Annotated in this window: 18 protein-coding genes; 13 read left to right on the forward strand and 5 right to left on the reverse strand. The window is 74.3% G+C overall.

Annotated elements, in window-relative coordinates:
* Positions 1–160 precede the first annotated feature (160 nt).
* The 11 genes from cobN to cobC all read left to right on the forward strand — a co-directional run bounded on the left by cobN (position 161) and on the right by cobC (position 16,124).
* On the forward strand, positions 161–3,838 hold the full coding sequence (cobN, locus tag ACIOC1_RS26845) for a cobaltochelatase subunit CobN (protein ID WP_401856588.1): 3,678 nt from the start codon (positions 161–163) through the stop codon (positions 3,836–3,838).
* Between the two features lie 331 nt (positions 3,839–4,169).
* Entirely contained in the window at positions 4,170–6,269 is a 2,100-nt protein-coding gene (locus ACIOC1_RS26850) for a putative cobaltochelatase (RefSeq protein ID WP_401856589.1), read from the forward strand.
* Complete coding sequence (gene cobO / locus ACIOC1_RS26855) at positions 6,269–6,865, forward strand: cob(I)yrinic acid a,c-diamide adenosyltransferase (protein ID WP_355333755.1); 597 nt, start codon at positions 6,269–6,271, stop codon at positions 6,863–6,865. Before ACIOC1_RS26850 ends, cobO begins: the two co-directional genes overlap by 1 nt.
* Positions 6,862–8,307 carry a cobyrinate a,c-diamide synthase gene (locus ACIOC1_RS26860; protein ID WP_401856590.1) on the forward strand — a complete coding sequence of 482 codons (1,446 nt, stop codon included), beginning with the start codon at positions 6,862–6,864 and terminating at the stop codon, positions 8,305–8,307. Before cobO ends, ACIOC1_RS26860 begins: the two co-directional genes overlap by 4 nt.
* Positions 8,304–9,047, forward strand: coding sequence for a precorrin-2 C(20)-methyltransferase (gene cobI / locus ACIOC1_RS26865; RefSeq protein ID WP_401856591.1), 744 nt, complete (start codon positions 8,304–8,306; stop codon positions 9,045–9,047). The genes ACIOC1_RS26860 and cobI overlap by 4 nt, the downstream gene beginning before the upstream one ends.
* The gene (cobM, locus tag ACIOC1_RS26870; RefSeq protein WP_401856592.1) at positions 9,044–9,943 is read left to right on the forward strand and encodes a precorrin-4 C(11)-methyltransferase; all 900 of its coding nucleotides are present in this window, start codon (positions 9,044–9,046) and stop codon (positions 9,941–9,943) included. The genes cobI and cobM overlap by 4 nt, the downstream gene beginning before the upstream one ends.
* 4 nt (positions 9,944–9,947) lie before the next feature.
* A complete protein-coding gene (gene cbiE / locus ACIOC1_RS26875) occupies positions 9,948–11,192 on the forward strand; it encodes a precorrin-6y C5,15-methyltransferase (decarboxylating) subunit CbiE (protein WP_401856638.1) in 1,245 nt (414 codons plus the stop codon).
* Positions 11,189–13,387, forward strand: a complete 2,199-nt coding sequence (gene cobJ, locus ACIOC1_RS26880) for a precorrin-3B C(17)-methyltransferase (RefSeq protein ID WP_401856593.1) — start codon at positions 11,189–11,191, stop codon at positions 13,385–13,387. Before cbiE ends, cobJ begins: the two co-directional genes overlap by 4 nt.
* A gap of 64 nt (positions 13,388–13,451) precedes the next feature.
* Positions 13,452–14,102, forward strand: a complete 651-nt coding sequence (locus ACIOC1_RS26885; protein ID WP_355333767.1) for a precorrin-8X methylmutase — start codon at positions 13,452–13,454, stop codon at positions 14,100–14,102.
* Entirely contained in the window at positions 14,099–14,995 is an 897-nt protein-coding gene (locus ACIOC1_RS26890) for a sirohydrochlorin chelatase (RefSeq protein WP_401856594.1), read from the forward strand. Before ACIOC1_RS26885 ends, ACIOC1_RS26890 begins: the two co-directional genes overlap by 4 nt.
* Positions 14,979–16,124 carry an Rv2231c family pyridoxal phosphate-dependent protein CobC gene (gene cobC, locus ACIOC1_RS26895; protein ID WP_401856595.1) on the forward strand — a complete coding sequence of 382 codons (1,146 nt, stop codon included), beginning with the start codon at positions 14,979–14,981 and terminating at the stop codon, positions 16,122–16,124. The genes ACIOC1_RS26890 and cobC overlap by 17 nt, the downstream gene beginning before the upstream one ends.
* Before the next feature lie 29 nt (positions 16,125–16,153).
* On the opposite strand, the gene ACIOC1_RS26900 is transcribed toward cobC, so the two are convergent.
* From ACIOC1_RS26900 to ACIOC1_RS26915, 4 genes are all read right to left on the reverse strand, one after another.
* The gene (locus ACIOC1_RS26900; protein ID WP_401856596.1) at positions 16,154–19,288 is read right to left on the reverse strand and encodes an ABC transporter substrate-binding protein; all 3,135 of its coding nucleotides are present in this window, start codon (positions 19,286–19,288) and stop codon (positions 16,154–16,156) included.
* Positions 19,289–19,422: 134 nt separating this feature from the next.
* Positions 19,423–20,637, reverse strand: coding sequence for an SCO1860 family LAETG-anchored protein (locus tag ACIOC1_RS26905; RefSeq protein WP_401856597.1), 1,215 nt, complete (start codon positions 20,635–20,637; stop codon positions 19,423–19,425).
* 415 nt (positions 20,638–21,052) lie between these two features.
* On the reverse strand, positions 21,053–22,141 hold the full coding sequence (locus ACIOC1_RS26910) for an amidohydrolase family protein (RefSeq protein ID WP_401856598.1): 1,089 nt from the start codon (positions 22,139–22,141) through the stop codon (positions 21,053–21,055).
* A 106-nt stretch (positions 22,142–22,247) separates the two neighbouring features.
* Positions 22,248–23,219 carry a helix-turn-helix domain-containing protein gene (locus tag ACIOC1_RS26915; RefSeq protein WP_355333782.1) on the reverse strand — a complete coding sequence of 324 codons (972 nt, stop codon included), beginning with the start codon at positions 23,217–23,219 and terminating at the stop codon, positions 22,248–22,250.
* Between the two features lie 70 nt (positions 23,220–23,289).
* On the opposite strand from ACIOC1_RS26915, the gene ACIOC1_RS26920 reads away from it, so the two are divergent.
* Both ACIOC1_RS26920 and ACIOC1_RS26925 read left to right on the forward strand, forming a co-directional pair.
* Positions 23,290–24,792: an MFS transporter gene (locus ACIOC1_RS26920; RefSeq protein ID WP_401856599.1), complete on the forward strand. Its 1,503-nt coding sequence runs from the start codon at positions 23,290–23,292 to the stop codon at positions 24,790–24,792.
* 144 nt (positions 24,793–24,936) lie between these two features.
* Positions 24,937–25,317, forward strand: a complete 381-nt coding sequence (locus ACIOC1_RS26925) for a DUF488 family protein (protein ID WP_391044287.1) — start codon at positions 24,937–24,939, stop codon at positions 25,315–25,317.
* Between the two features lie 87 nt (positions 25,318–25,404).
* Here the strand turns inward: ACIOC1_RS26925 and ACIOC1_RS26930 are convergent, their stop codons facing one another.
* The gene (locus ACIOC1_RS26930; protein ID WP_401856600.1) at positions 25,405–26,937 is read right to left on the reverse strand and encodes an aldehyde dehydrogenase (NADP(+)); all 1,533 of its coding nucleotides are present in this window, start codon (positions 26,935–26,937) and stop codon (positions 25,405–25,407) included.
* Positions 26,938–26,964: the final 27 nt, after the last annotated feature.

A 26,964-nucleotide genomic window follows, 5' to 3' on the forward strand; every position in this document is an offset into this window, starting at 1 on the left:
GGACAACAGCCGGGGCAACGGCCGGGACAACAGCCGGAACGACGGCAGGACCGACGGCCGGGGCGGCACCCGTAAGGACTTCTCCGGGGCGGCCGGCCGGCCGCAGACCCACCCGTTCCCCCGCCGGGGAACGGGACGTGACGATGACGATGGGGCACACGTGAGCACCGTTCTGCTGCTGTCCACCGCCGACACCGACCTGTTGGCGGCCCGCGCCGCCGACTCGTCCGCCGTCTCCTACCGGATCGGCAACCCCTCCCGCGTCGATCCGGCGGCCGAACTGCCCGCGCTGCTGGACGGCGTGGACATCGCGGTGGTCCGGCTGCTCGGCGGCCGACGGGTCTGGGAGGAGGGGCTCGCGGCGCTCGCGGCCTCCGGGGTGCCGACGGTGCTGCTGGGCGGTGAGTCGGTGCCGGACGCGGAGCTGATGGCGCTGTCGTCGGTCCCCGCGGGTGTCGTCGCGGAGGCGCTGCGCTATCTGGTCGAGGGCGGCCCGGAGAATCTGACGGAGCTGGCCCGCTTCCTGTCCGACACGGTGCTGATGAGCGGCGAGGGCTTCGAGGCGCCCCGCCGGATGCCCGAGTACGGCGTGCACGGCGCGTACGCGTACGACGAGGCCCTGCCGACCGTCGCCGTCCTCTTCTACCGGGCGCACGAACTGTCGGGGAACACCGCGTTCGTGGACACGCTGTGCGAGGCGGTCGAGGCGAAGGGCGCCAACGCCCTTCCGGTGTACTGCGGTTCGCTGCGCAGCGCCGACGAGGGGCTGTACGCGCTGCTCGGGCGGGCCGACGCGATCGTGGCGACCGTGCTGGCGGCGGGCGGCACCGTCGCGTCCGAGGCGACGGCGGGCGGGGACGACGAGGCGTGGGACATCGGCGCGTTGGCGGACCTGGACGTGCCGGTGCTCCAGGGTTTGTGCCTGACCTCGTCGCGCGAGGCGTGGCTGGGGTCGGACGCGGCGCTGACGCCGATGGACGCGGCGATGCAGGTGGCGATCCCCGAATTCGACGGGCGGCTGATCACCGTGCCGTTCTCGTTCAAGGAGACCGGCGAGGGCGATGTGCCGGTCTACGCGGCCGATCCGGAACGGGCGGCGCGGGTCGCCGGTATCGCGGTCCGGCACGCGGCGCTGAAGTACAAGGCGAACGCCGACAAGCGGCTCGCGCTGGTCTTCACCGCCTACCCGACCAAGCACTCCCGGGTCGGCAACGCGGTCGGCCTCGACACCCCCGCCTCCGCCGTACGGCTGCTGGACGCGCTGCGCGACGCGGGATACGTGACCGGTGAATACCCTGCCGGGGGCGACGAGTTGATCCACCGGCTGATCGCGGCGGGCGGTCACGACGTGGAGTGGCTGACGGAGGATCAGCTCTCGGCGGCGCCCGCGCGCGTGCCGCTGGCCGACTACGAGAAGTGGTTCGCGACGCTCGACGCCGACCTGCGGGCCGGGATGCTGGAGCACTGGGGCGAGCCGCCGGGCTCCCTCTACCTCGACGGCGACGACATCGTGCTGGCGTCCCTGCGGTTCGGCAATGTCGTCATCATGATCCAGCCGCCGCGCGGCTTCGGCGAGAACCCGATCGCGATCTACCACGACCCCGACATGCCGCCGTCCCACCACTACATGGCCGCGTACCGCTGGCTGGAGACGGCGACCGCCGAGGGCGGTTTCGGCGCCGACGCGATCGTGCACCTGGGCAAGCACGGCACGATGGAGTGGCTGCCCGGCAAGGGCCTCGGGCTGTCGGCGGGCTGCGCGCCGGACGCCGTCCTCGGCGAACTCCCCCTGGTCTACCCCTTCATCGTCAACGACCCCGGCGAGGGCACCCAGGCCAAGCGGCGCGGCCACGCCACCGTCGTGGACCACCTCGTGCCGCCGATGGCCCGCGCCGACACCTACGGCGACCTCGCGAAGCTGGAGCAACTCCTCGACGAGTACGCCCTGGTGAACGATCTCGACCCGGCCAAGGCCCCGGCGGTCCGCAGCCAGATCTGGACCCTGGTGCGCGCCGCCGAACTCCACCACGACCTGCACGTGGACGAGCAGCCGGAGGAGGACGACTTCAACGACTTCGTGCTGCATGTCGACGGCTGGCTCTGCGAGATCAAGGACGTGCAGATCAGGGACGGTCTGCACATCCTGGGCGGCGGGCCGGTCGGCGAGGCCAGGACCAATCTGGTCCTCGCCGTGCTGCGCTCCGCGCAGGTGTGGGGCGGGGTCGGCGGCGCGCTGCCGGGGCTGCGGGCCGCGCTCGCGCTCTCCTTCGGCCTGGTGGAGAAGACGCTGCTCGCCGAGCCCGGCGCCCGCGTGGAGCTGCCGTCCGCGCTCACCTCGCTCGCGGCCGGCCCCGCGCGGACCGCCTCCGACGCCGTCGACCTGCTGGAGCAGCTCGCGCGGCGGCTCGCGGAGGCGATGGAGGCCGCCGACTGGCACCGTGACGCCGCCGCCGGGGTGGTCGCGCAGGTGCTGGGCGACCACGACGTGCCGGACGCGGTACGGGTGTTGGAATTCGCCGCCCGCGAGGTCGCGCCGCGCCTGGCCCGTACGACCGACGAGATCGACCACATCCTGCGGGCGCTGCGCGGCGGTTACGTACCGGCCGGGCCTTCCGGGTCGCCGACCCGCGGCCTGGTCAACGTCCTGCCGACCGGCCGCAATTTCTACTCCGTCGACCCCAAGGCCATTCCGTCCAGGCTCGCTTGGGATGTCGGCACGGCGCTCGCCGACTCGCTGCTGGCCCGGCACCTCGCCGACACCGGCGCGTATCCGCAGTCCGTGGGCCTCACCGTGTGGGGCACGTCGTGCATGCGCACCCAGGGCGACGACATCGCCGAGATCCTGGCGCTGCTCGGCTGCCGTCCGCTGTGGGACGACGCGTCCCGGCGGGTCACCGGCTTCGAGGTCGTCGGCGCGGAGGAGTTGGGGCGGCCCCGGATCGACGTCACCGTCCGCATCTCCGGCTTCTTCCGCGACGCCTTTCCGCACGTCGTCGCCCTCGTGGACGACGCGGTGCGGGCTGTCGCGGAGTTGGACGAGCCCGCCGACGTCAACTACGTACGCGCCCACGCCGACGAGGACTTCGCCGAGCACGGGGACCGGCGGCGCGCCACCGCCCGCATCTTCGGCTCCAAGCCCGGTGCCTACGGGGCCGGGCTGCTGCCGCTGATCGACGCCCGCAACTGGCGTTCCGACGCCGACCTCGCCGAGGTCTACGCCGTCTGGGGCGGTTACGCCTACGGCCGCGGTCTCGACGGGCGGGCCGCCCGCGGTGACATGGAGGCCGCCTTCCGCCGTATCCAGGTCGCCGCCAAGAACGTCGACACCCGTGAGCACGACCTTGTCGACGCCGACGACTACTTCCAGTACCACGGGGGCATGGTCGCCATGGTCCGGCATCTGACCGGCGACTCCCCGCGGGCCTATGTCGGCGACTCCGCGCTCACGGACCAGGTCCGCACGCGGACCCTCGGTGAGGAGACGCACCGGGTGTTCCGGGCGCGGGTCGTCAATCCCCGCTGGATGGCCGCGATGCGGCGGCACGGGTACAAGGGGGCTTTCGAGATGGCGGCGACCGTCGATTATCTCTTCGGGTACGACGCCACGGCGGGGGTCGTGGACGACTGGATGTACGAGAAGCTCGCCACCGAGTATGTCTTCGACGCGGAGAACCAGGAATTCATGCGGAAGTCCAATCCCTGGGCTCTGCGGGGGATTTCGGAGCGGCTGCTCGAAGCGGCCGAGCGGGGGCTGTGGTCCGCCCCCGACCCCGAGACCCTGGAGCGCCTGCGCTCCACCTATCTCGACCTCGAGGGTGACCTGGAGGGCGACGCGTGACCCCCACCGCCACCGCTACGCCTGCGGCGGGCCTTCTCCCCCACCCCGCCCCTCCCCGAAACCGGCGGCAAGCCCCCGTCCCCCCTGTCCTCAATCGCCGGACGGGCTCGTCGTGCCGCACCCCTCTCAGCATTCCCCAGCCCGCCCGGCGACGGAAGGCAGAGGTCGTCGAGGCATGCGCAGCACCCATCGTCCGGCAGCCGGAGGCGGAAGCCGCCCGCGCGCACCCCGCCCCGGCTCTCCAGCCCGCCCGGCGATTGAGGGCTTCGGGGAGGGGCGGGGTGGGGGGAGAGATGTCAGCGAACCGCATGTGCACGTACGAGGAGGCATCGTGAGTACGCCGTATCCGTTCACGGCCCTGGTGGGCCAGGAAGACCTGCGGTTGGCGCTGCTGTTGAACGCCGTGAGCCCGGCGGTGGGCGGGGTGCTGGTCAGGGGGGAGAAGGGCACCGCGAAGAGCACGGCGGTGCGGGCGCTGTCGACACTGCTGCCGGACGTACCGGTGGTGCAGGGGTGCAGGTTCTCCTGCGACCCGGCGGCCCCGGACGCGCAGTGCCCGGACGGCCCGCATGAGGCGGGCGGGGGAACGGCGCGCGCGGCGCGGGTGGTTGAGCTGCCGGTCGGCGCGAGCGAGGACCGCCTGGTGGGCGCGCTGGACATCGAGCGCGCCCTGTCGGAGGGCGTGAAGGCGTACGAGCCGGGCCTGTTGGCGGCGGCGCACCGCGGCGTGCTGTACGTGGACGAGGTGAATCTGCTCCACGACCACTTGGTGGACCTGCTGCTGGACGCGGCGGCGATGGGCGCGAGCTACGTGGAGCGCGAAGGCGTCTCCGTCCGGCACGCGGCCCGCTTCCTGCTGGTCGGCACGATGAACCCGGAAGAGGGCGAGCTGCGCCCGCAGTTGCTCGACCGGTTCGGCCTGACGGTCGAGGTCGCGGCCTCGCGGGAGACCGACGAGCGCGTCGAGGTGGTCAGGCGGCGGCTGGCGTACGACGCGGATCCGGCCGGTTTCGGGGCGCGTTGGGCGGCCGACGAGCAGGCGGTGCGTGAACGGATAGCCGAGGCGCGGCGGTTGCTGCCGTCGGTGCGCCTGGGCGACGGCGCGCTGCGGCAGATCGCGGCGACGTGCGCGGCGTTCGAGGTGGACGGGATGCGCGCGGACATCGTCATGGCGCGTACGGCGACGGCGCTGGCCGCGTGGGCGGGCCGCACGGTCGTCCTCGCCGAGGACGTACGGCAGGCCGCGCTGTTGGCGCTGCCCCACCGGCGGCGTCGCAACCCCTTTGACGCGCCCGGTCTCGACGAGGACAAGCTGGACGAGACGCTGGAGCGGGAGCGCGGGGCCGGCGAGGGAGAGGGAGAGCAGGGCGAGGGGCGGGACGGCGAGGGGGACGACGACCCGGACGGCCCCGGCGGCGGGCCGTCCGGGCCTCGGGAGCCGGAGGGCGGCCCGCAGGGCGGCTCGCGGGAACAGCCCGGCGGCGAGCAGGACGCGCCCGCGGGCCAGGACTCCCCCGCCGCGAGCGCGGGTGCGGGCGACAGCGCGGGCGACGGCTCCGGGCCCAAGGGCGAGCGCTCGGCGGTCGGCGCCGGGGACCCGTACAGGACGCGGCACTTCGATGTGCCGGGCATCGGCGAGGGCGCGGCCGGGCGCAGGTCCAGGGCCCGTACGGCGCACGGCAGGACGACCTCCGCCAGGCGCCCGCGCGGCTCGCTGGGCAAGCTGCATCTGGCGGCCACCGTGCAGGCGGCGGCCCCGTACCAGCGGGCGCGCGGCCGGTCGGGCGCGGGGCTCGTGATCCGCCGGGACGATCTGCGGCAGGCGGTCAGGGAGGGCCGCGAGGGCAATCTCGTGCTGTTCGTGGTGGACGCGTCCGGCTCGATGGCGGCGCGGGAGCGGATGACCGCGGTCAAGGGCGCGGTGCTGTCGCTGCTGCTGGACGCGTACCAGCGGCGCGACAAGGTCGGTCTGGTCACCTTCCGGGGCGCGGACGCCGACCTCGTGCTGCCGCCGACGTCGTCGGTCGAGGCGGGCGCGGCCCGGCTGGAGAAGCTGCCGACCGGTGGGCGTACGCCGCTGGCCGCCGGGCTGCTCAAGGCGCGTGAGGTGCTGCGCGTGGAACGGCTGCGGGACGCCACGCGGCGCCCGCTGCTGATCGTGGTGACGGACGGCCGGGCGACCGGCAGCCGGGCGGCGGCGGGCAGCACGGTCAAGAGCGGTCTGGAACCGATGGCGCTCGCCGCGCGGGCGGCCCGGCTGCTGGCCGCAGAAGGCACCGCCTCGGTGGTCGTGGACTGCGAGTCGGGCCCGGTCAGGCTCGGCCTCGCGGGCGCGCTGGCACAGGAGTTGGGCGGCGTCGCGGTGACGCTGGAGGAACTGCGCGCCGACACGGTGTCCGCGCTCGTCAACGACGTACGGAGGGCCGCGTAATGCCGCAGGGGCAGCCGAGTGCCGTACCCGACGACGGTTTGACGACCCGTCAGCGCAGGAACCGGCCGCTGACGATCGTGCACACCGGCGTCGGCAAGGGGAAGTCGACCGCCGCCTTCGGTCTCGCGCTGCGCGCCTGGAACCAGGGCTGGCCGGTCGGGGTGTTCCAATTCGTCAAGTCCGCCAAGTGGAAGGTCGGCGAGGAGCGGGCGCTGCGCGTGCTCGGCGACTCCGGCGAGGGCGGGACCGTCGCCTGGCACAAGATGGGCGAGGGCTGGTCCTGGGTGCAGCGGTCCCTGGAGTCCAGCGAGGACGCGGCCCGCGAGGGGTGGGAGCAGGTCAAGCGGGACCTGGCCGCCGAGACGTACCGGCTCTACGTGCTGGACGAGTTCGCGTACCCCATGCACTGGGGGTGGGTCGACACCGACGAGGTCGTCGCCGTGCTCCGCGACCGGCCCGGCGCCCAGCACGTCGTCATCACCGGCCGCAACGCGCCGCCCGCGCTGGTCGACGCCGCCGACCTCGTCACCGACATGTCCAAGGTCAAGCACCCCATGGACGCCGGGCAGAAGGGGCAGAGGGGCATCGAGTGGTGAACGTCCCGCGCCTCGTGGTGGCCGCGCCCGCCTCCGGCAGCGGCAAGACCACCGTCGCCACCGGGCTGTTGGCCGCCTTCGCCGAGGCCGGGCTCGCCGTGTCCCCGCACAAGGTCGGGCCCGACTACATCGATCCCGGCTACCACTCGCTCGCCGCCGGGCGGCCCGGTCGCAACCTCGATCCCTTTCTGTGCGGGCCCGACCGTGTCGTCCCGCTCTTCGCGCACGGCGCCGCCGGATGCGAACTCGCCGTCGTCGAGGGCGTCATGGGGCTCTTCGACGGTGCCGCGGGGCGCGGTGAGCTGGGCTCCACCGCGCAGGTCGCCAAGATTCTCCGGGCGCCGGTGGTTCTCGTCGTGGACGCCGGCGCGCAGTCGCGGTCCGTCGCCGCGCTCGTCCATGGCTTCGCCTCCTGGGATCCCGAGGTGCGGATCGGCGGGGTCGTTCTCAATCAGGTCGCTTCCGATCGGCACGAGGCCCTTTTGCGGGCCGCGCTCGACGAGTCCGGGGTGCCCGTGCTCGGTGTGCTGCGGCGCGCGCCGCTGCTTCATGTTCCGTCCCGGCACCTCGGGCTCATTCCTGTCGCCGAGCGGCGGGGGGACGCCGTGGGGTGGGTCCGTGAGCTCGCCGCGCTCGTGCGCGGTGCCTGCGACCTGCCAGCGCTCCTCTCCCTGGCGCGCAGCGCCCCGGACCTGCCGGGCACCGCCTGGGACCCGCTGTCCGAGCTGGCGGCCTGCGGCGCCGCTTTCCCCCACCCCGCCCCTCCCCGAAACCGTGGCTCCGCCGCGGCCCCTCCCCCAGCTGCCGCCGCGGGTGGGGCCGGGGGGTCGGGCTCGGCTTCGGGGAGGGGCGCGGTGGTGGCTGTCGCGGGTGGGGCGGCGTTCACGTTCGGGTACGAGGAGCAGGCGGAGCTGCTGCGGGCGGCGGGGGCGGAGGTGGTGGGGTTCGACCCGCTGCGGGACGAGGAGCTGCCGGAGGGTACGTCCGGCGTGATCCTCGGCGGCGGCTTCCCCGAGATGCACGCCGCCGACCTGTCGGCGAACGAACGGCTGCGCGAGGCGGTCGCCGCCTTCGAAGGCCCGATCGCGGCGGAGTGCGCCGGACTCCTTTATCTGACAAGGGAGTTGGACGGCGCCCCGATGTGCGGGGCGCTGAACGCCACGGCCACGATGACCGACCGCCTGACGCTGGGCTACCGCGAGGCCGTCGCGCTGAGCGACAGCGTGCTGGCGGCGGCCGGCACCCGCCTGCGGGGCCACGAGTTCCACAGGACCCGCGTGGAGCCGGGCGCGGGCGCCACCCCGGCCTGGGGTTTCACGGGAGAAGCCGCCCGCAGGGTCGACGGCTTCGTGGAGAAGAACGTGCATGCCTCGTATCTGCATGTGCACTGGGCCGCCGAGCCGTCACTGGCGCGGCGCTTCGTAGAGAGGTGTGCCGAATGACCGCGCTGCTGACCGGAGTCGGGGTGGGCCCCGGCGACCCGGAGCTGGTGACCGTCAAGGGAGTGAACGCGCTGCGGGCGGCGGCCGTGGTCGTCGTACCGGTACTCGACACGGGCGAGCGGGGACGGGCGGAGGCGACCGTACTGCACTACGTGGACGCGGCGCGGATCGTCCGGGTGGTGTTCGCGCTGAACGAGCGGACCGACCGGGCGCGGCGGGAGGCGGCGTGGGACGCGGCGGGCGCGCGGGTGGCCGAACTCCTGCGGGAGCACGGGACGGTGGCCTTCGCGACGATCGGCGACCCGAATGTGTACTCGACGTTCACGTATCTGGCGCAGACGGTCACGGAGTCGGTGGCCGCGGTGCGGATCGAGACGGTGCCCGGCATCACGGCGATGCAGGATCTGGCGGCGCGCAGCGGGGCCGTACTCACCGAGGGGACCGAGCCGTTGACGCTGGTGCCGGTGACGGCGGGGGCCGCGGTGCTGCGGGCGGCGCTGGAGGGGCCCGGCACGGTGGTGGCGTACAAATTCGGGCGGCTGGCCGGGGAAGTGGCGACGGCGCTGCGGGAGACCGGCAGGACCGAGGGCGCGGTGTGGGGCAGTTCGCTGGGGCTGCCCGGTGAATCCATCAGGCCCGCCAAGGAGTTGGCGGAGGAGCTGCGGGACGGCGCGCTGCCGTACCTGTCGACGCTGATCGCGCCCGCGCGGCGCGACGGCGGCCGGGGAGGAAAGCTGTGAGCGGCGCGACGGAACCGGGGACGAGCGCCGCAAACGGCGCGAAGGTGACGATCGTCGGCGCGGGCCCCGGCGCGGCGGATCTGCTGACCTTCCGGGCGGCGCGGGCCATCGCGGAGGCCGACGTCGTCATCTGGGCGGCGAGCCTGGTGCAGGCCGAGGTGCTGCGGCACGCCCGCGACGGCGCGGAGATCCTGGACTCGGCGGCGATGTCGCTGGAGGACGTGGTCGCGGTGTACGAGCGGGCGCTGCGCGAGGGGCTGCGGGTGGCACGGATCCACTCGGGCGATCCGGCGCTGTGGGGCGGCACGCAGGAGCAGGTGGACCGCTGCGCGGGGCTCGGCATCGAGGTGGAGATCGTGCCGGGGGTGTCGTCGTTCTCGGCCGTCGCGGCCCTGGCCGGGCGGGAGTTGACGATTCCCGAGGTCGCGCAGTCGGTGATCCTGACCCGGCTGGGCGGCGGCAAGACGCCGATGCCGCCGGGCGAGGAGGTCAGGGAATTCGCCCGGCACGGTACGACGATGGCGGTGTTCCTGTCCGCGGCGCGGTCCGGGCAGCTCGCCGCCGAGCTGCTGGAGGGCGGCTACGTCACCGGCACGCCGGTGCTGATTGCCCATCAGGTCACGTGGCCCGAGGAGCTGTTGCTGCGCTGCACGGTCGGCACGATGGAGGCCACCGTCAAGGAGCACAAGCTCTGGAAGCACACGCTCTTCCTGGTCGGACCCGCGCTCGCGGCCTCCGGGACGCGCTCGCACCTCTATCACCCCGGCCACTTCCACGGTTTCCGGCGGGCCGATCCGGTGGCGCGGCGCGCCCTGCGGGAGTCCCGTGCTCCGGGAGAGTCCCGTACGCCGGAGGAGTCCCGCGCTTCGGGGGAAGCGCGTGAGTCCCATGGGTGACGGCGTGATCACCGTCCTCGGCGTGGGTACGGGCGGCCCGGTGCCCGACGTCGGCGCCGCCGATCTGGTCGTCGGCGCCGCCCGGCACCTCGACGCGGTCCAACTGCCCGCCGGGGCACGGCGCGTGCTGCTCGGGCCGCTCGCACCCGCGCTCGACACGATCGCGGAGTACGCGGCCGCGCCCAGTGCCCGCGTGGTCGTGCTCGCCTCGGGCGACCCCGGATTCTTCGGGATCGTACGGGCGTTGGGCGCGCGGTTCGGCGCGGCGGCGCTCGACGTACGGCCGTCGTCCCCGTCCGTCGCGGTGGCCTTCGCCCGGCTCGGGCTGCGCTGGGACGACGCGGTGGTGGTCAGCGCGCACGGACGCGATCTGCGCACCGCCGTCCATGTGTGCCGGGCGCACCCCAAGACGGCCGTACTGACCGGACCCGGCGCGGGACCGGCCGAGTTGGGCGCGGCGCTGGCCCGTACCGGCCTGGACCGTACCCTCGTTGTCGCCTCCGCGCTCGGTACGGACGCCGAGCGCGTCGAGCGGGTCTCGCCCGCGCGGGCCGCCGAACGGGACTGGTCGGGGGCCGGGGTCGCGGTGGTGCTGTGCCTGGCGGCGGACTCCTTCGGCGAACGGGCCGACGTCTCCCGTACGGTCGCGGGGCCGCCGCCCGCACCCGCCCAATGGGCGCTGCCCGAGGAGGAGTTCGCGCACCGCGACTCCATGGTCACCAAGTTCGAGGTACGGGCCCTGGCCCTGGCCCGGCTCGGGCCGCGCACCGGGGACCTGGTGTGGGACGTCGGGTCCGGGTCCGGTTCCGTGGCCGTGGAGTGCGCGCGGTTCGGCGCCGCCGTGGTCGCCGTGGAGAAGACGGCCGACGGCGTCGAACGGATACGGGCGAACGCCGGCGCGCACGGCGTGGACGTGCAGGTCGTGCACGGGGACGCGCCCGCCGCGCTCGACGGACTGCCCGACCCCGACGCCGTCTTCGTCGGCGGCGGCGGGCGGGAGCTGGCCGCGATCGTCGAGGCGTGCGCCCGGCGGGCGCGGCGGACCGTCGTGGTGACGCTCGCCGCCGTCGACCGGGTGGCGGAGGTCCGCGGTGCCCTGCGGGCCGCCGGGCTGGTGCCCGACGGTGTCCTGCTCCAGTCGTCGCGGCTCGCGCCGCTGCCCGGGGAGGTGGCGCGGCTGGCCGCGACGAATCCCGTGTTCGTGCTGTGGGCCCGGCGCCCCGCACCCCAAGAAGGAGAGCTCTCGTGATCGGCCTCATCCACGCCACCGCGGCGGGGCGCACCGGATGCGAGCGGCTCGCCGCCGCGTGGCCCGGCAGGACGGTGCTGTACGGGGACGGCGCGGACCGTCCGCTGCGGTCCGTCGTGGCGACGGCCTTCGCCGAGTGCGACCAGCTCGTCCTCTTCCTCGCGACCGGCGCCGCCGTGCGGCTCCTCGCCCCGCTGCTGCGCGGCAAGGCCGAGGATCCCGGTGTCGTCACCGTCGACGAGGCCCACCGCCACGCCGTCGCCCTCCTCGGCGGGCACGGCGGCGGCGCCAACGCTCTGGCCTCCGCCGTCTCCTCCGTCCTCGGGTCCGCACCCGTCATCACCACCGCGACCGACTCCGTCGGCACCCCCGCGCTCGACGCCCTCCCCTACCCCACGGACGGGCCCCTGGCCCCCCTCACCCGCGCCCTCCTCGACGGCGCCCCCGTCCGCCTCCACACCGACCAGACCTGGCCCCTCCCCGCCTTTCCCCTGACGGTGGTCCCGGCAGAGTGGACCCCAGCGCATTCGGGGGAACCGTCATCCCCCGAAGACCCCCGGACCTTGGCCGGGCCCCGTACGGCTCCGCCGCCCCCCACCATCCCGCGTCCGCCGGACGCGGTGGATTCAGGGGAACCCACTTCCCCCGAAGGCCCCCAGACCTTGGCCGGGCGCCGCACGGCACCGCCGAACACCGCCGTCCCGCGTCCGCCGGACGCGGCGGATACAGGGGAACCCTCGTCCCCCGAAGGCCCCCGGACGTCGGCCGGGCAGGACCAGCCGTTCACGCTCCGCCCCGAGCCCCCGACCCAGCGCGAGCTGACCCCGGCACCGCCGAACACCGCCGTCCCGCGTCCGCCGGACGCGGTGGATTCAGGGGAACCCACTTCCTCCGAAGGCCCCCAGACCTTGGCCGGGCAGGACCAGCCGTCCACACTCCACGCCGAGCCCCCGGCCCAGCGCGAGCTGACCCCGGCACCGCCGAACACCGCCGTCCCCCGCCCGGCGGGCGCGGGTGGGTATGCGGTGTGGGTGACGGATCGGGTGGTGGAGGGAGATGAGGGGGGCGTCGCGGTGTTTGTGAGGCCGCCGTCGTTGGTGGTGGGGGTGGGGGGAAGCCGGGGGGTCGGGCGGGAGGAAGTGGTCGGGCTGGTGCGCAGCACCCTGGCGGAGGCGGGGCTGGCGCAGAAGAGCGTGAGCGCCCTGGCGACGGTGGACGCGAAGGCCGGGGAGGAGGGGATCGTGGCCGCGGCGGCGGAGTTCGGGGTGCCGTTGCTGACGTACGCGGCAGCGGAACTGGCGAGGACGGCCGTGCCGAACCCCTCGGCGGCGCCGCTCGCCGCGGTCGGGACACCGTCCGTGGCGGAGGCGGCGGCGATCCTGGCCGCCGGGACCGGCGGCCAACTGATCGCGGAGAAGCGGAAGTCGGCCATGGCGACAGCCGCCGTCGCGCGGCGCCGACCGCGCGGACGGCTGGCCGTGGTCGGCCTGGGCCCCGGCGCCCGCGACCTGGTGACACCGCGCGCCGTGGCGGAACTGCGCCGCGCTTCCGTGATCGTCGGCCTCGACCAGTACGTCGACCAGATCCGCGACCTGCTGATGCCCGGCACCCGCGTGCTGGAGTCGGGGCTCGGCGCGGAGGAGGAACGGGCCCGCACCGCCGTCGCCGAGGCCCGCGCCGGGCACGCCGTCGCGCTGATCGGGAGCGGTGACGCCGGGGTCTACGCGATGGCCTCCCCCGCGCTGGCGGAGGCGGCCGACGACATCGACGTGATCGGCGTACCGGGCGTGACCGCCGCCCTGGCGGCAGCCGCCCTGCTGGGCGCGCCGCTCGGCCACGACCACGTCTCGATCAGCCTGTCCGACCTGCACACACCCTGGGACGTGATCGAACGGCGCGTGCGGGCCGCCGCCGAGTCCGACCTGGTCGTGACCTTCTACAACCCCCGCAGCCGCGGGCGTGCCTGGCAGTTGCCCAAGGCGCTGTCCGTCCTGGCCGAGCACCGCACCCCGCTGACTCCGGTCGGCGTCGTCCACGCGGCGTCCCGCCCGGACGAGCGGGTCGAGGTCACGACGCTCGCCGACCTCGACGTCGGCACGGTCGACATGGTGACGGTCGTGACCGTCGGCAACACCGCCAGCCGTATCGTCTCCGGCCGCATGGTGACCCCCCGCGGCTACCGCTGGCAGACATGACGGCGCCCCGTCACCCGTTCCCACAAGCCCCGACCGCCCCCACCCCCTCCGGAGGAGAAGCCGCGTGAACCGTACGGTCCACCCCATCGAGCAGGAGTCCTTCCGCATCCTGCGGTCCCGGCTCGACACCTCAGGGATGACGCCGCTGCGACGGGCCGTCGTGGAGCGCGTGATCCATTCAAGCGCGGACCTCGGGTACGCGGAGGACCTGGTGTGCGAGGAGTCGGAACTCCGTTACGCGCACGCCGCGTTGCACGCGGGCGCGCCGATCGTGGCGGACGTGGAGATGGTCGCGTCCGGGATCACGGCACGGTCCTCGGTGTGCCGGCTCACGGACGCGGCCTCCGGGCCGGGACTGACGCGCAGCGCGCACGCGATACGGCTGGCGTACGCGGAGGTCGGGCCGGGCGCGGTGTGGGTGGTCGGATGCGCGCCCACGGCGCTGGAGGAGTTGCTGAACCTGGACGCGGCGCCCGCGTTGGTGATCGGGCTGCCGGTCGGCTTCGTCGGCGCGGCGGAGAGCAAGGCGCGGCTGCGGGCGTCGGGGCTGCCCGCGGTCAGCAACGTCTCGGAGAAGGGCGGCTCCGCGGTGGCCGCCGCGGCGCTCAACGCCCTGTTGTACACGGAATATCCCCTCGCGGAACATCACCTCACCGACCGTCCCCTCACCGACCATCACCTCACCGACCATCCCTTCAAGGAGAACGACCAGTGACCCACCCCCCTGCCCTTCTGCTCGTCGGCCACGGCACGCGTGACGCGGCCGGTGCGGCCGCCTTCCGCTCGTTCGTGGCGCAACTGGGCGCGGCCAGTCCGGAGTTGGCGGTCGGCGGCGGCTTCATCGAGCTGTCGCCGCCGCCGCTGGCGGACTCGGTGGCGGAGCTGGTCGGCGCGGGCGTACGCGACTTCGCCGCCGTTCCGCTGGTGCTGGTGTCGGCCGGGCACGCCAAGGGCGACATACCGGCGGCGCTGGCCCGTGAGGAGCGGCGCCATCCGGGGACGTCGTTCGCGTACGGGCGCCCGCTCGGGCCGCATCCGAATCTGCTGACGGTGCTGGAGCGGCGCGTGGACGAGGCGCTGGCGGGCGCCGACCGCGCGGAGACCACGGTGCTGCTGGTGGGCCGGGGTTCGACGGATCCGGACGCCAACGCCGAGGTGTTCAAGGTGGCGCGGCTGCTGTGGGAGGGCCGTGGTTACGCGGGGGTGGAGACGGCCTTCGTGTCGCTGGCCGAGCCGTCGGTGCGGGCCGGTCTCGACCGCTGCCGCAAGCTGGGCGCGCGCCGCGTCGTCGTCCTGCCGTACTTCCTGTTCACCGGTGTGCTGCCGGACCGGGTACGGGACCAGGCCCGCGAGTGGGCCGGGGAAGCGCCGGACGTGGAGCTGCGCTGCGCCGACGTGATCGGCCCCGAGCCGGAGTTGGCGGAGCTGGTGATGGAGCGCTACCGGGAGACGGTACGGGGCGACCTGCGGATGAACTGCGACTCGTGCGTGTACCGGGTCAAGCTCCCCGGCTTCGAAGACCGCGTCGGGCTGCCGCAGCAGCCGCACCACCACCCCGACGACCCGTCGCACAGCCACGGAAGCGGCCACCATGCGCACACCCACTGACCGCGACCGCGTGCCGGACCCGGCGGCGGGCGGCGGCCCGGACCCGTACGGCCGCGACACCCCCGACGGCCATGACGCCCGCCGCGCCGAAGTCGCCGCCGACGGCTACGACTTGCGGCATCACGGTGACGCCGAGGTCGGCGAGGGCCTGATCGACCTCGCGGTCAACGTCCGCGCGAACACTCCCCCGCCCTGGCTGCGCGAGCGCGTCGCGCGGTCGCTGACCGGCCTCGCCGGATATCCGGACGGCCGGGCGGCGCGGCACACGGTGGCCCTGCGCCACGGGCGGCCGGACGCCGAGGTGCTGGTGACGGCCGGAGCGGCGGAGGCGTTCGTGCTGCTCGCACGGGCACTGACACCGCGTCACACCGTTGTGGTACACCCGCAGTTCACCGAACCCGAGGCGGCGCTGCGGGCGGCCGGGCACGAGGTGCGGCGGGTCCTGTTGTCCGCGTCCGGCGGCTTCCGGCTCGCCCCGGCGGCGGTCCCGCCGGAGGCGGATCTGGTGGTGGTCGGCAATCCGACCAACCCGACGTCCGTCCTCCATCCGGCCGCGCTGATACGGGAGTTGGCCCGTCCGGGGCGCACGCTGGTGGTGGACGAGGCGTTCATGGACGCGGTGCCGGGCGAGAGCGAGTCGCTGGCCGGGTGCCGGGACGTGCCGGGGCTCCTCGTCCTGCGCAGCCTGACCAAGACCTGGGGCCTGGCCGGACTGCGGATCGGCTACGTGCTCGGCGACGCGGACACGGTCGCGGCGCTGGAGAGCGCACAGCCGCTGTGGGCGGTGTCGACTCCCGCGCTGGCGGCGGCCGTTGCCTGCGTGGAGCCGGACGCGGTCGCGGAGGCGGCGGAGGCGGCCCGTACCGTGGTCGGCGACCGCGCCTACCTGCTGGACCGGCTGGCCGCACTCCCCGGAGTCGAGGTCGCGGGCGACGCGCCCGCCGGTCCCTTCGTCCTGCTGCGCATGCCCGGAGCGGCCGACGTCCGGCTCCGGCTGCGAGAGATGGGCTACGCGGTCCGGCGCGCCGACACCTTCCCCGGCCTCGGACCCGACTGGCTGCGGATCGCCGTACGCGACCGCCGTACGACGGACGGCTTCGCGAACGCCCTGGCCACGGCCATGGCCTGAGAGCAGGGCGCTCAACCGGCCGCTTCTGCCTACTGCTTGACGCCGAGGGCGGTGAGGTCGACGCCGCCGAGGACCGGTTGCTCGTAGACGTTGGTGAGGCGGGGGGCGCGGTAGACGAGGTGCTGGGTGTAGATCAGCGGGACCATGGTCCCCTCGCCCATCACCTTGGCGTCGATGGCCTGCCACAGGGACGCGGCCTTGGCCGGATCGGTGACGCCGTCGGCCTGCGTGACCAGGCCGTTGATCTCGCTGTCGTCGAGCTGGGCGTAGTTGTTGATGCTGCCCGGCTGGATCAGCGAGCGCAGGAAGCCGCCGCCGGTGGGCCAGTCGGCGGCCCATCCGGTCATCACGATGCCCCACTTGGCGCTCTTGAGCTTGCTGGGCGACAGCAGCGTGTCGTAGAAGGTACTGGCGTCCTGCGTGACGATCTTGACGGTGATGCCGACTTCGGCGAGGGAACCGCGGATGGACTGCATGGCGTCCTCGACCCGCCCCGGCGCCTTGACCCCGGCCATGGTGACGGTGAAGCCGTTGGGCTTGCCGCACTTGCCCAGGTACTTGCGTGCCTCGTCGGGGAACGACACCCCCGCGTTGGTGCCGAAGGGCGTGGCCGAGGTGCTGTATCCGTCGGTGGTCGGCGGCAGCATCGTGGTGGCCACCTCGCCGCCGGCGTACTGCCCGCCGAGCACGGCGCGGACCTGCGCCTTGTCGATGGCGTACTGCACGGCCCAGCGGCACTCGTACCGGTCGAAGGGCGCCACCGTGGTCTGGAGGCTCAGGAAGCGGGTGGTGCCGTTGAAGACGAGGTCCGTATTGGCCTTCAGCGCCGGGTCGTTGAGGATCTTGGTCTCGGTCTGGTCGCTGACCGTCTGGCCGGCCAGGTCGAGGTCGGCGCTGCCGTCGAGCAGGTCGGTCTCGACCTCGTCCTGACTGCTGACGATCTTCAGGTCGATCGCGTCGGGCAGCGCGGAGTGCACGGTGTCGGTCCTGGGGTCCCAGTGGGTGTTGCGGACCAGGTGCAGCGAGGCGCCCGAGGTGTAGCTCGCGACGCGGTAGGGGCCGCTGCCGACGGGGTGCTTGCCGAAGTCCTTGCCGCCGCCGGTGTCGGCGGACTGCGGGACGGGCGCGCCGATCGACAGCGCGAGGACGTAGCGGAAGTCCGCGTAGGGCTTGGCGAGCCGGAAGACGATCGTGCGGTCGTCCGGTGTGGCCACCGAGCGCAGGCCGAGCTTGCCGGGGTCGCTGTCGGTGTACGGGCCCTGGTAGTTCTGCCCCTGGTCGAGGAGGTCCACGAGGTGGGTCGGGCCGCCGGGGAACTCGTCGCGGGCGAAGGTCCGCTCGATGCCGTACTTGACGTCCTTGGAGGTGATCGGCGCTCCGTTGTCGAAGGTGACGCCGTCCTTGAGGCGGAAGGTCCAGGTGCGGCCGTCGGAGCTGACCTGGCCGGTGTCGGTGGCGAGGTCGGGGACGACCTTGCGGCCCGCGCCGCCGGGCGCGGGCGCGTAGTCCACGAGCTTGCGCAGGTAGAGGCGCTGGAGATTCCACGACGGCTGGTCGTAGGTGGCGGCCGGGTCGAGGAGATTCTCCGAGGAGTAGGAGGAGATGAGTTTCAGCGTGCCGCCGGTGGCCGTCGAGGGTCTGACCACCCCGTTCAGCCCGCCGCTGTAGCCGGAACCCTCCTTCCCGCCGTGGAGTTGAAGCGCCGCGTTCTGCACGGTCGGCTTGTCGGTGGGCTTGTCGTCGCCGTGCTTCTTGCCGCCGAACGGCGCGAAGGTGAGCGTCACGGTCACGGCGACCGCGGTGACCGCCAGCCCGGCCGCGCCCGCCATCCACCGGCGGCGCCCGGCCCCGCCCCGCGACGGCTCCGCGGGCCTGCCCACATTGAGCGGCGGCGGGGTGCTCGGCAGATACTGCGGCGGCACCGGGCGCTGCGGGGCGCGGTACGCGGGGTGCTCCGGCTGGAGGTAGCCGGCCGCACGCGGCGGCGGGGTCGCGTCGCTCGCGGCGGCGGGCGGTATGGACGAGCCCCGGCCCGCGGACGGGGAGGGAGTGCCGGACGAGGGTGCGGGGGTGCCGGAGGACGGGGAAGGCGTGCCGGACGAGGGCGAGGGCGTGCCGCCGGACGGGGAAGGCGTGCCCGGCGACCCGGCGGGGGTCCGCGGTGCCCGTGGCGGCGTGCCTGCTCCGGCCGGGTCCGCCTTGGGCGGCAGCGCGGGCAGCCCGGCGCCCGGCACTCCGAAGGTCGCCCGGGGGTCGGCCGCCGACGACCGCTTGCCCGAACCGCCGTCCGCGGGTTCCGCGGCGGGCCCGGTCAGCGCGGAGGAGCCGGTGGCCGCCAGCCAGCCGCGCAGTTGGTCGCGGAAGGCGGCGGCGCCCTCGGGCCGCTCGGCCGGGTCCTTGGCGAGCGCGGCCAGCACCAGCGCGTCCAACTCCTCGGGCACCCGCGGATTGCGGGCGGACGGGGCCGGGGGTGGGGTGTGGACGTGCCAGTACATGAGGTTGATCGGGTTGCCGTCGGTGAACGGCGGTTTGCCGGTGAGCAGTTCGGTCAGGACGCAGCCGACCGCGTAGACGTCGCTGCGGGCGTCGACGTCGACGCCGTTGATCTGCTCGGGCGACATGTAGCTGGGCGTGCCGATCGCCGAGCCGGTGGCGGTCAGCCGGGCGTCACTGTGCAGGACGTGCGCGATGCCGAAGTCGGCGACCTTGACGGCGCCTTCGGTGGTGATCATCACGTTGGCGGGCTTCACGTCGCGGTGGACGGTGCCGTGGCTGTGCGCGTGGGCGAGCGCGTCCAGCACGTCGGCGGCGATGCGCGCCGCGCGCCCGGGCGCGAACCAGACCTGCTCGCGGACGAGTTGGGCGAGCGTGCTGCCCCGCACGTACTCCATGACCAGGTACGGCACCACGGTGTCGTCGTCGGTGCGGACCTCGTCCTGGTCGTGGACGGTGACGATGCCGGGGTGGTTGAGCGCTCCCGCGGCCTGCGCCTCGCGGGCGAACCGGCGGCGCGCGTCGGGGTCGCTGGCCAGTTCGGGCAGGAGCGTCTTGACCGCGACGGCGCGGCCCATGCGGGTGTCGCGGGCGCGGTGCACCCGGGCCATTCCGCCGGAGCCGAGAAGCTCCGCCAGTTCGTAACGACCCGCGAAAAGCCCGTCGACCATTACTCGTTCGCCCCGTTCGCCCATCCCCAAGTCGAACGGCAGTCGAGCCGCCGTTCGTAGGGAACAGAGTAGAGGGCGGCTCCCGGAGCGGAGCCGCCCTCCCCTGTATTCCCCCGATCCCCCCGTGGGCCGGACTACTCGCCGCGCGAAGCGACTGCCTTGCGGCGGCGGTTGGTGAGCAGGAAGGCCCCGCCGCCCACCGCGATCAGGCCGATGGCGCCGTACGCCATGTACGGCGTGGAGGAGCTGGCGCCGGTCTCGGCCAGGTTGCCGGTGTTCACCGAGGTGTCGGTGCCGGTCTGCGGGTGGGTGTTGCTGCCGCCGGAGGTGGAGCCGCCCGAGGTGCCCGCGGAGCCGGACGTACCGCTGGAACCGCCGTTGCCGGAACCGCCGTTGGACGAGCCGGAGGTGGAGCCGCCGGTGGAGTGACCGCCCGTGGAACCGCCGGTCGAGCCGCCGTTGGTGGACCCCCCGTTCGTGGAACCGCCGTTCGCGGCACCTCCGTTCGTGGAACCGCCGTTCGTGGAACCGCCGTTGGTCGAGCCTCCGTTCGTGGAACCGCCGTTCGTCGAGCCTCCGGAGTTGCCGCCCGACGTCGACCCCCCGGTCGAGCCGCCGGCCTGGGGCGTACGGCAGGTGGCCTGCGCCAGCGTGACGTCACCGGTGACCTCGGCGACCCCGAGGTTCAACGGGTTGATGTGGACCTTCAGTTGGAGGGCGGTGGCGGCGGCCGTACGGGAGGTGGTCACGGTGTTGGTGAGCTGGAGACTGACCTCACCGACCCCGCCGACGCGGACGTCGGTGGTGCCGACCGCGTTGAGCGAGATGGTCCTGCCGAGGATCGTCACCCCGACCAGCTTCGAGCTGGCGGTGGGCTTGTGGCCCACCTGGCAGGTCGCCTTGGACGTGACGGCGTCCAGCTTGATCAACGAGAGCAGCGGAAGTCCGGGGACATGGACCTCGGCCTTGGCCACGTTGGCGTAGCCCTCCGCCTTGTCACGGTCGGCGGTCGCGTTCGCCGTCGCGACGTCGGCCCGCAGGATGCTGATCTCACGACCCTGCTCCACACCGCTGCCGACCTTCACGGTCAGCGCGGTCTCCTTCGCGTCGGCGGGCGCCTTCACATCGTTGAGCGAGACATTCACCGGGACGTCCACGGTCTTGTTCAGCAGCGATACGTCGAGGCCCGCTCGCAGCACGGTCGCGGTGGACGTGCCGCCGCCCGACGGCGCGGGGGTCGCCTGCGCGCCCGGCGCTACGGCGAGGGTGCCCGCGGCGAGGGCGACGGCGGCGCCGATGGCGGCGGCCGAACGGCGTGCGGGCAGGCTGATGTTGATGGTGCGGTACACGGTGGAAAACCCCCACAAGTGGCATGGAGTCCCCGGCGCACGACTGTTGGGGACAGCCGCCGGGGACCTCGACCCGGCAATGTTTACGCACGGAGGGTGAACTGGCGGGCACACGGCGTCAGTTCACCCATAAGGGTGGTTTCCGTGAACTTCTTCGAATCTCGCCGCACGACCGTTCCCCAGCGTCACCCGGACCACGGGATGACACCCCTCACCTCGGTTGACGCCCCGGGCGTGCGCGAAGATGCCTAACGCGTCCCGGCTCCCGTACGTCACGGTCGGTCAACTCACGTCCTCGCACGTCGAACGGCCGTGGTGTACACGGGAGGCGTCCGCGAGCGGCGCCGCGCGACCGTACGCGCGCGGCGAACGGGACGGTGTGACCGCGAAGGTCCCGAGGGAGCTTGACGGTCCGTCAGGCGACGACCGTGCCGCGCAGCACGATCCGCCGCGGCGCCGCCAGCACCCGTACGTCCGCGCGCGGATCGCTCTCGTAGACCACCAGGTCGGCGGGCGCGCCCTCGGTGAGCCCTTCGCGGCCCAGCCATTGGCGGGCACCCCACGTGGTTGCGGAGAGCGCGGCGTTGACGGGCAGCCCGGCGGCGACCAGCTCCGCGACCTCGCCGGCGATCAGGCCGTGGGCGAGGCTGCCGCCCGCGTCCGTACCGGCGTAGACGGCGATACCGGCGTCGTACGCGGCGCGCACGGTGTCATGGCGGCGGGCGTGCAGCCGTCGCAAGTGGTCGGCCCAGCGCGGGAATTTGGCCTCGCCGCCCGCGGCCAGGGCGGGGAAGGTGGCGATGTTGACCAGGGTGGGGACGATGGCGACGCCGTGTTCCGCGAAGAGCGGGATGGTGTCCTCGGTGAGTCCGGTGGCGTGCTCGACGCAGTCGATGCCCGCGGCGACGAGGTCGGCGAGCGAGTCCTCGGCGAAGCAGTGCGCGGTGACGCGGGCGCCTTCCTCGTGCGCGGCGGCGATGGCCTCGGTGAGCGCGTCCTTCGGCCAGCACGCCGCGAGGTCGCCCGCCTCTCGGTCGATCCAGTCGCCGACCAGCTTCACCCAGCCGTCGCCGCGACGCGCCTCGCGGCGTACGTACGCGGTCAGGTCGCCGGGCTCGATCTCGTGGGCGTAGTTGCGGATGTACCGGCGGGTGCGGGCGATGTGGCGGCCCGCCCTGATGATCTTGGGCAGGTCGGCGCGGTCGTCGGTCCAGCGGGTGTCGCTCGGCGAGCCCGCGTCGCGCAGCAGCAGCGCGCCGGCCTCCCGGTCGGTGAGCGCCTGCTTCTCCGCGGTGTCGCGGTCGACGGCGCCGTGCGCGTCGAGTCCCACGTGGCAGTGCGCGTCGACCAGTCCCGGCAGGGTCCAGCCGGTGACGGTCGCGGCCGGAGCCGCGGCCGGGCGGCCGTAGCTGATCCGCCCGCCGACCACCCACAGCTCGTCCCTGACCTCGTCGGGCCCGACCAGCACCCGTCCCTTGATGTGCAGCACGTCGCGTTCACCCATGCACCGCACTGTACGAGGCACCCGGCGGTCACGGGTCGTACGGCCGCCGGTCGTACGGTCGTACGGCCCGGACCGGCGAGAAGCGCCGCCGCCCACCGGCCAGAGGTCAGGCCGTCGTCAGGCGGGTGAACGTCGCGCGGTAGTCGCTCGGCGTCAGCCCGGCCCTGCGCAGCAGGTGCTGCCGCAGCGAGTCGGCGGTGCCGAGACCGCTGGCGCGGGCGACCTGGTCGACGGGCAGGGTCGTGGTCTCCAGCAACTCCTTGGCCCGCTCGACGCGTTGGTGCAGCAGCCACTGGAGCGGGCTGAGTCCGGTCTCGGCGTGGAAGCGGCGGCTGAGGGTGCGGACGCTGACGGCCGCGTGGCGGGCGAGGTCGGTGAGGGTGAGCGGCGCGTCGAGCCGGGTCATCGCCCAGGCGCGGGTCGCGGCGAGCGACGTGCCGGTCTCCGCGGGCAGCGGTGTGTCGGTGAACTGCGCCTGCCCGCCGTGCCGTACGGGCGCGACCAGTGCCAGCCGGGCCACCGTGTTGGCGACGGCCGCGCCGTAGTCGGTGCGGATGATGTGCAGGCACAGGTCGATGCCCGCCGCGTACCCGGAGGACGTCAGCATCTGGCCGTCCTGGACGAAGAGCACGTCGGGCTCCATGACCACCGCCGGGTAACGCGCGGCGAGTTGGCCGGTGTACTCCCAGTACGTGGTGGCCTGGCGGCCGTCGAGCAGTCCGGCCTCGGCGAGCAGGAAGGCGCCCGTGCAGATGGACGCCACCCGCTTGCCCGCCCGCGCCGCCTGCCGCAGGACGGCCACGACACGCGGGTCCGGGTCCTCCCGCGACCCGGTCCCGGCCACGACCACCGTGTCGGCGCGCTCCACCGCGTCCAGACCCTGCCCGATCACCAGCTCGGCCCCGCCGCCGGTCCCGACGCTGCCGGGGTCAGACGTGCACAACTCCACCTCGTAGCCGGGCCCGCCGTCCACCCGGACCTTGCCGAACAGCATCTCCGGCACGGCGAGGTTGAACATCGACACCGGCCGCGCGGCGATCACCGCGACCCGGTGCGGGCGGGGACACGTGAAGGGCATGGCCAGAACCTCCGGGACCGTGGCATTCAGGCCACTACTGTACGGCGACGGCCGCGGCCACGCTGATCGCATGTCTCCGCGTCTCTCCGGTCCGGACTGTGCGGCCCCGCCCGCCGCCCGGAAACCCGTCGCCGCACCCGCACCCGCGCCCGCGCCCTCGTCCGCGTCCGCGCCCGTACCCTCGCCCGGCCGCACCCTGGCCGCCGCCCTGCTCGGCTTCTTCGTGATCACCCTGGACGCCTCGGTCGTGACGGTCGCCCTGCCGTCCATCGGCACCGATCTGCACGGCGGCCTCGCCGCGCTCCAGTGGGTCGTGGACGGCTACACGCTGGTCTTCGCCGCCTTCATGCTCTCCACCGGGGCGCTGTCGGACCGGATCGGCGCCGGGCGCGCCTTCGGCGCGGGCATGGCGGTCTTCACCGCCGCGTCGGCCGCGTGCGGTCTCGCGCCCGGCCTCGGCGTACTGATCGGCACCCGCGTGGTGCAGGGCACGGCCGCCTCGGTGATGCTGCCCGCCTCGCTCGCCTTGGTGCGGCAGGCGTATCCGGACGCCGAGTCCACCCCGCATCCGTCCGGCGCGGCGTCCGGCAGGATCGGCAGGGCCCGCGCCATCGCCCTGTGGGCGGCGGGCGGCGCCTCGGCCGTGGCACTCGGGCCCGTCGCGGGCGGCGCCCTCACCTCGGCGTGGTCCTGGCGCGCCATCTTCTTCATCAACCTGCCGGTCGGTCTGCTCGCCGCCGTGCTGCTGGCGCGGACGCCCCGCTCGCCGCGAAGGCCCGCGCCGCTGGACGTGCCGGGGCAGCTCACGGCGGTGCTGGGGCTGGCCGCGCTGACCTTCGCGGTCATCGAGGGCGGCGGGCTCGGGCTGGTGGCGGCGGCCGTCGCGGTGGCCGTCCTCGCCGGTTTCTTCCTGATCGAGGCGCGCAGCGCGCATCCGGTGGTGCCGCTCGGCCTGTTCAGGGACCGTACGGTCGCGGTCTGTGTGGCAGTGGGCGCCGCGCTGAGCTTCGCCTTCTACGGGATGATCTTCGTACTCAGCCTCTTCTTCCAGCAGGTGCGCGACCAGTCACCGCTCGGCGCCGGGCTCATGTTCCTGCCCATGACGGCGCTGATCCCCGCCGTCAACATCGTCTCGGGCAGGCTGTCCGCCCTCTCCCCGCCTTCGGCGGGAGGTGCCCCCGTCGGCGCCCGGCTGCCCATGCTCGCCGGTCAACTCCTCATGGTCGCCGGGCTGTTGGTGCTGCTGCCGGTCACCGCCCGCACCCCGGCCGCGCTGCTCGCGGTCGTCATGGTGCCGCTCGGCCTCGGCGGCGCGCTCGCAGTACCGCCGCTGACCGCCGCGCTGCTGGACGCGACCCCCGCCGACCGCGCCGGGCTGGCGGCCGGGGTGCTCAACGCGGGCCGCCAGATCGCGGGCGCCCTGAGCGTGGCCGCCTTCGGCGCGCTGGTCGCGGACCGGGACCGCTTCCTGTCCGGCATGCGCGTCTGCCTCCTGCTGTCCGCCGCCCTGCTGACCGTCACCGCCGTCGCCACGGCGGCGGCCCTGCGTCCCGGCCGCCCGGCCGACTCCTGACCCGGTGGCCCGCGACCGACCGGGCGGCCAGGTCCCGACAAGACCGCCCGGTCCCGACAAGGCGGCCCGGTCCCGACGCGGTGGCGGATCGGCGGCCGGAGGCGTGGACTGGAAGGAGTGAGACGGAGCGGAGAGGCGGACGGGATGGCGAAGGACGCGGGCGCGGCGACGGGTTTCCGGGTGCGGCGGATCTACGACGACGTGGACGCCGGGGACGGCCTGCGCGTGCTGGTCGACCGGCTGTGGCCGCGCGGGGTGTCCAAGGAGCGGGCGGCGGTGGACGACTGGTGCAAGGTGCTCACGCCGTCGGCCGAGCTGCGCACCTGGTACCACGCCCACCCGGACCGCCACGCGGACTTCGCGCGGCGCTACCGGGCCGAGTTGGCGGGTCCCGAGCAGGTCCCCGCCACCCAGCGGCTGCGCGAGCAGGCGCGCGCCGGGAGCGTCACCTTGCTGACGGCGGTGAAGGACCCGGAGCACAGCCACGTCCCGGTGCTCCTGGCCCATCTCACGGACGCGCCCTAGGACATGCCCCGAGGTCCCGTCCGGCGGCACCGGACGGGACCTCGGGGTCAGTCCGGCCCGGGGCACGTACCGACGTGCCCCCGGGGATCACCTGACCAGGACGCCGTCGACCCGGCGCGGGACGCCCAGCGGGTTGGCGTCGGCCAGCTCGGGCGGCAGCAGCGCGGGCGGGGTGTCCTGGTACGCCACCGGCCGCAGCCAGCGCTCGATGGCGGTGCCGCCGACGGAGGTGGAGGTCGAGGTGGTGGCCGGGTAGGGGCCGCCGTGGTGCTGGGCGGGGGCCACCGCGACACCGGTCGGCCAGCCGTTGACCAGGACGCGCCCGGCCAGGCCGGTGAGCCGGGCCAGCAGCGCCGCCGCCTCGCCGCCGGGCTGCCCGGCCTCCTCCGTACCGAGGTGCGCGGTCGCCGTGAGACTGCCCGGCAGCCGGTCGAGCACGGCGGCCAGTTCGGCGGCGGACCCGTACCGTACGACGACGGTCAGCGGCCCGAAGCACTCCTCGAAGAGCAGGTCGTACGCGCCCTGCTCGGTGAGGTCGGCCGCGGCGACGGTGACGAAGCCGGGCCGCACCGCGTGCTCGCCGCCGTCGCCCGCGGTGACGGGGGTCTCGACGCCGGGCAGGGCGGCGCGGGCGGCGACGCCCTTGAGGAAGTTGTCGCGCATGCGGGCGTCGAGGAGCACACCGGGGCCCGCGTCCGAGGCGGCGCCGGTGAGCGCGGCCACCAGCCGGTCGCCGTGCTCGCCGCCGGGGGCCAGGACGAGGCCCGGCTTGGTGCAGAACTGGCCGACGCCCAGGGTGAAGGAACCGGCGAGCCCGGTGCCGATCTGCTCGGCGCGCTCGGCCGCCGCGGCCTCGGTGACGACGACCGGGTTGAGGCTGCCCAGTTCGCCGTGGAAGGGGATCGGGCGCGGTCGTGCGGCGGCGGCGTCGTAGAGGGCGCGTCCGCCGGGGACCGAGCCGGTGAAGCCGGCCGCGGCCACCAGCGGGTGCTTGACCAGCTCGACCCCGGCCTCGAAGCCGTGCAGCAGGACGACGGTGTCGGCGGGCAGGCCCGCGGCGACGGCGGCGCGGCGCAGGATGTCGGCGCAGAGCGCGGAGGTGGCGGGGTGGTCGGGGTGCGCCTTGACCACGACCGGGCACCCGGCCGCGAGCGCGCTGGCGGTGTCGCCGCCGGGTACGGAGAAGGCGAGCGGGAAGTTGCTGGCCGCGTAGACGGCGACGACGCCGAGCGGGATCTTGTAGCGGCGCAGATCGGGGCGCGGGATGGGCTGGGCCGCCGGATCGGCGTGGTCGATGATCACGTCCAGATAGCCGCCCTCGTCGACCACATCCGCGAACGCGCGCAACTGATAGGCGGTGCGGGCGAGTTCACCGGTGAGGCGGGGCAGCCCGAGCGCGGTCTCGGCGTCGGCCGCCGCGATGACCGCCGCGCCCTCGTCCTCCAGCAGCCCGGCGGCGCCGCGCAGCAGGCGGGAGCGTACGCTGCGGTCGGCGAGCGCGGGAACGGCGGTCGCCGCCGCGCGCACGGCGGCGTCGACCTCGTCGGCCGTGGCCTCCACCGCGACCTGCTCCCGCTGCTTCCCGGTTCGGGGGTCGACGCTCCAGACTGGTACTGCCACCGGAAGAACCTCCACATTTCCGTACTG

It is taken from the genome of Streptomyces sp. NPDC088197 (genome assembly GCF_044741185.1).
In the GTDB taxonomy this organism is placed as follows: Bacteria; Actinomycetota; Actinomycetes; order Streptomycetales; family Streptomycetaceae; genus Actinacidiphila.

What these genes read in the sequence shown, in the direction of transcription:
- cobI (WP_401856591.1), top strand. Translation starts at nt 8,304, where the DNA reads ATGACCGCGCTGCTGACCGGAGTCGGGGTGGGCCCCGGCGACCCGGAG.
- ACIOC1_RS26900 (WP_401856596.1), bottom strand. Translation starts at nt 19,288, where the DNA reads ATGGTCGACGGGCTTTTCGCGGGTCGTTACGAACTGGCGGAGCTTCTC.
- cobO (WP_355333755.1), top strand. Translation starts at nt 6,269, where the DNA reads ATGCCGCAGGGGCAGCCGAGTGCCGTACCCGACGACGGTTTGACGACC.
- ACIOC1_RS26910 (WP_401856598.1), bottom strand. Translation starts at nt 22,141, where the DNA reads ATGGGTGAACGCGACGTGCTGCACATCAAGGGACGGGTGCTGGTCGGG.
- ACIOC1_RS26915 (WP_355333782.1), bottom strand. Translation starts at nt 23,219, where the DNA reads ATGCCCTTCACGTGTCCCCGCCCGCACCGGGTCGCGGTGATCGCCGCG.
- ACIOC1_RS26925 (WP_391044287.1), top strand. Translation starts at nt 24,937, where the DNA reads ATGGCGAAGGACGCGGGCGCGGCGACGGGTTTCCGGGTGCGGCGGATC.
- cobC (WP_401856595.1), top strand. Translation starts at nt 14,979, where the DNA reads ATGCGCACACCCACTGACCGCGACCGCGTGCCGGACCCGGCGGCGGGC.
- ACIOC1_RS26920 (WP_401856599.1), top strand. Translation starts at nt 23,290, where the DNA reads ATGTCTCCGCGTCTCTCCGGTCCGGACTGTGCGGCCCCGCCCGCCGCC.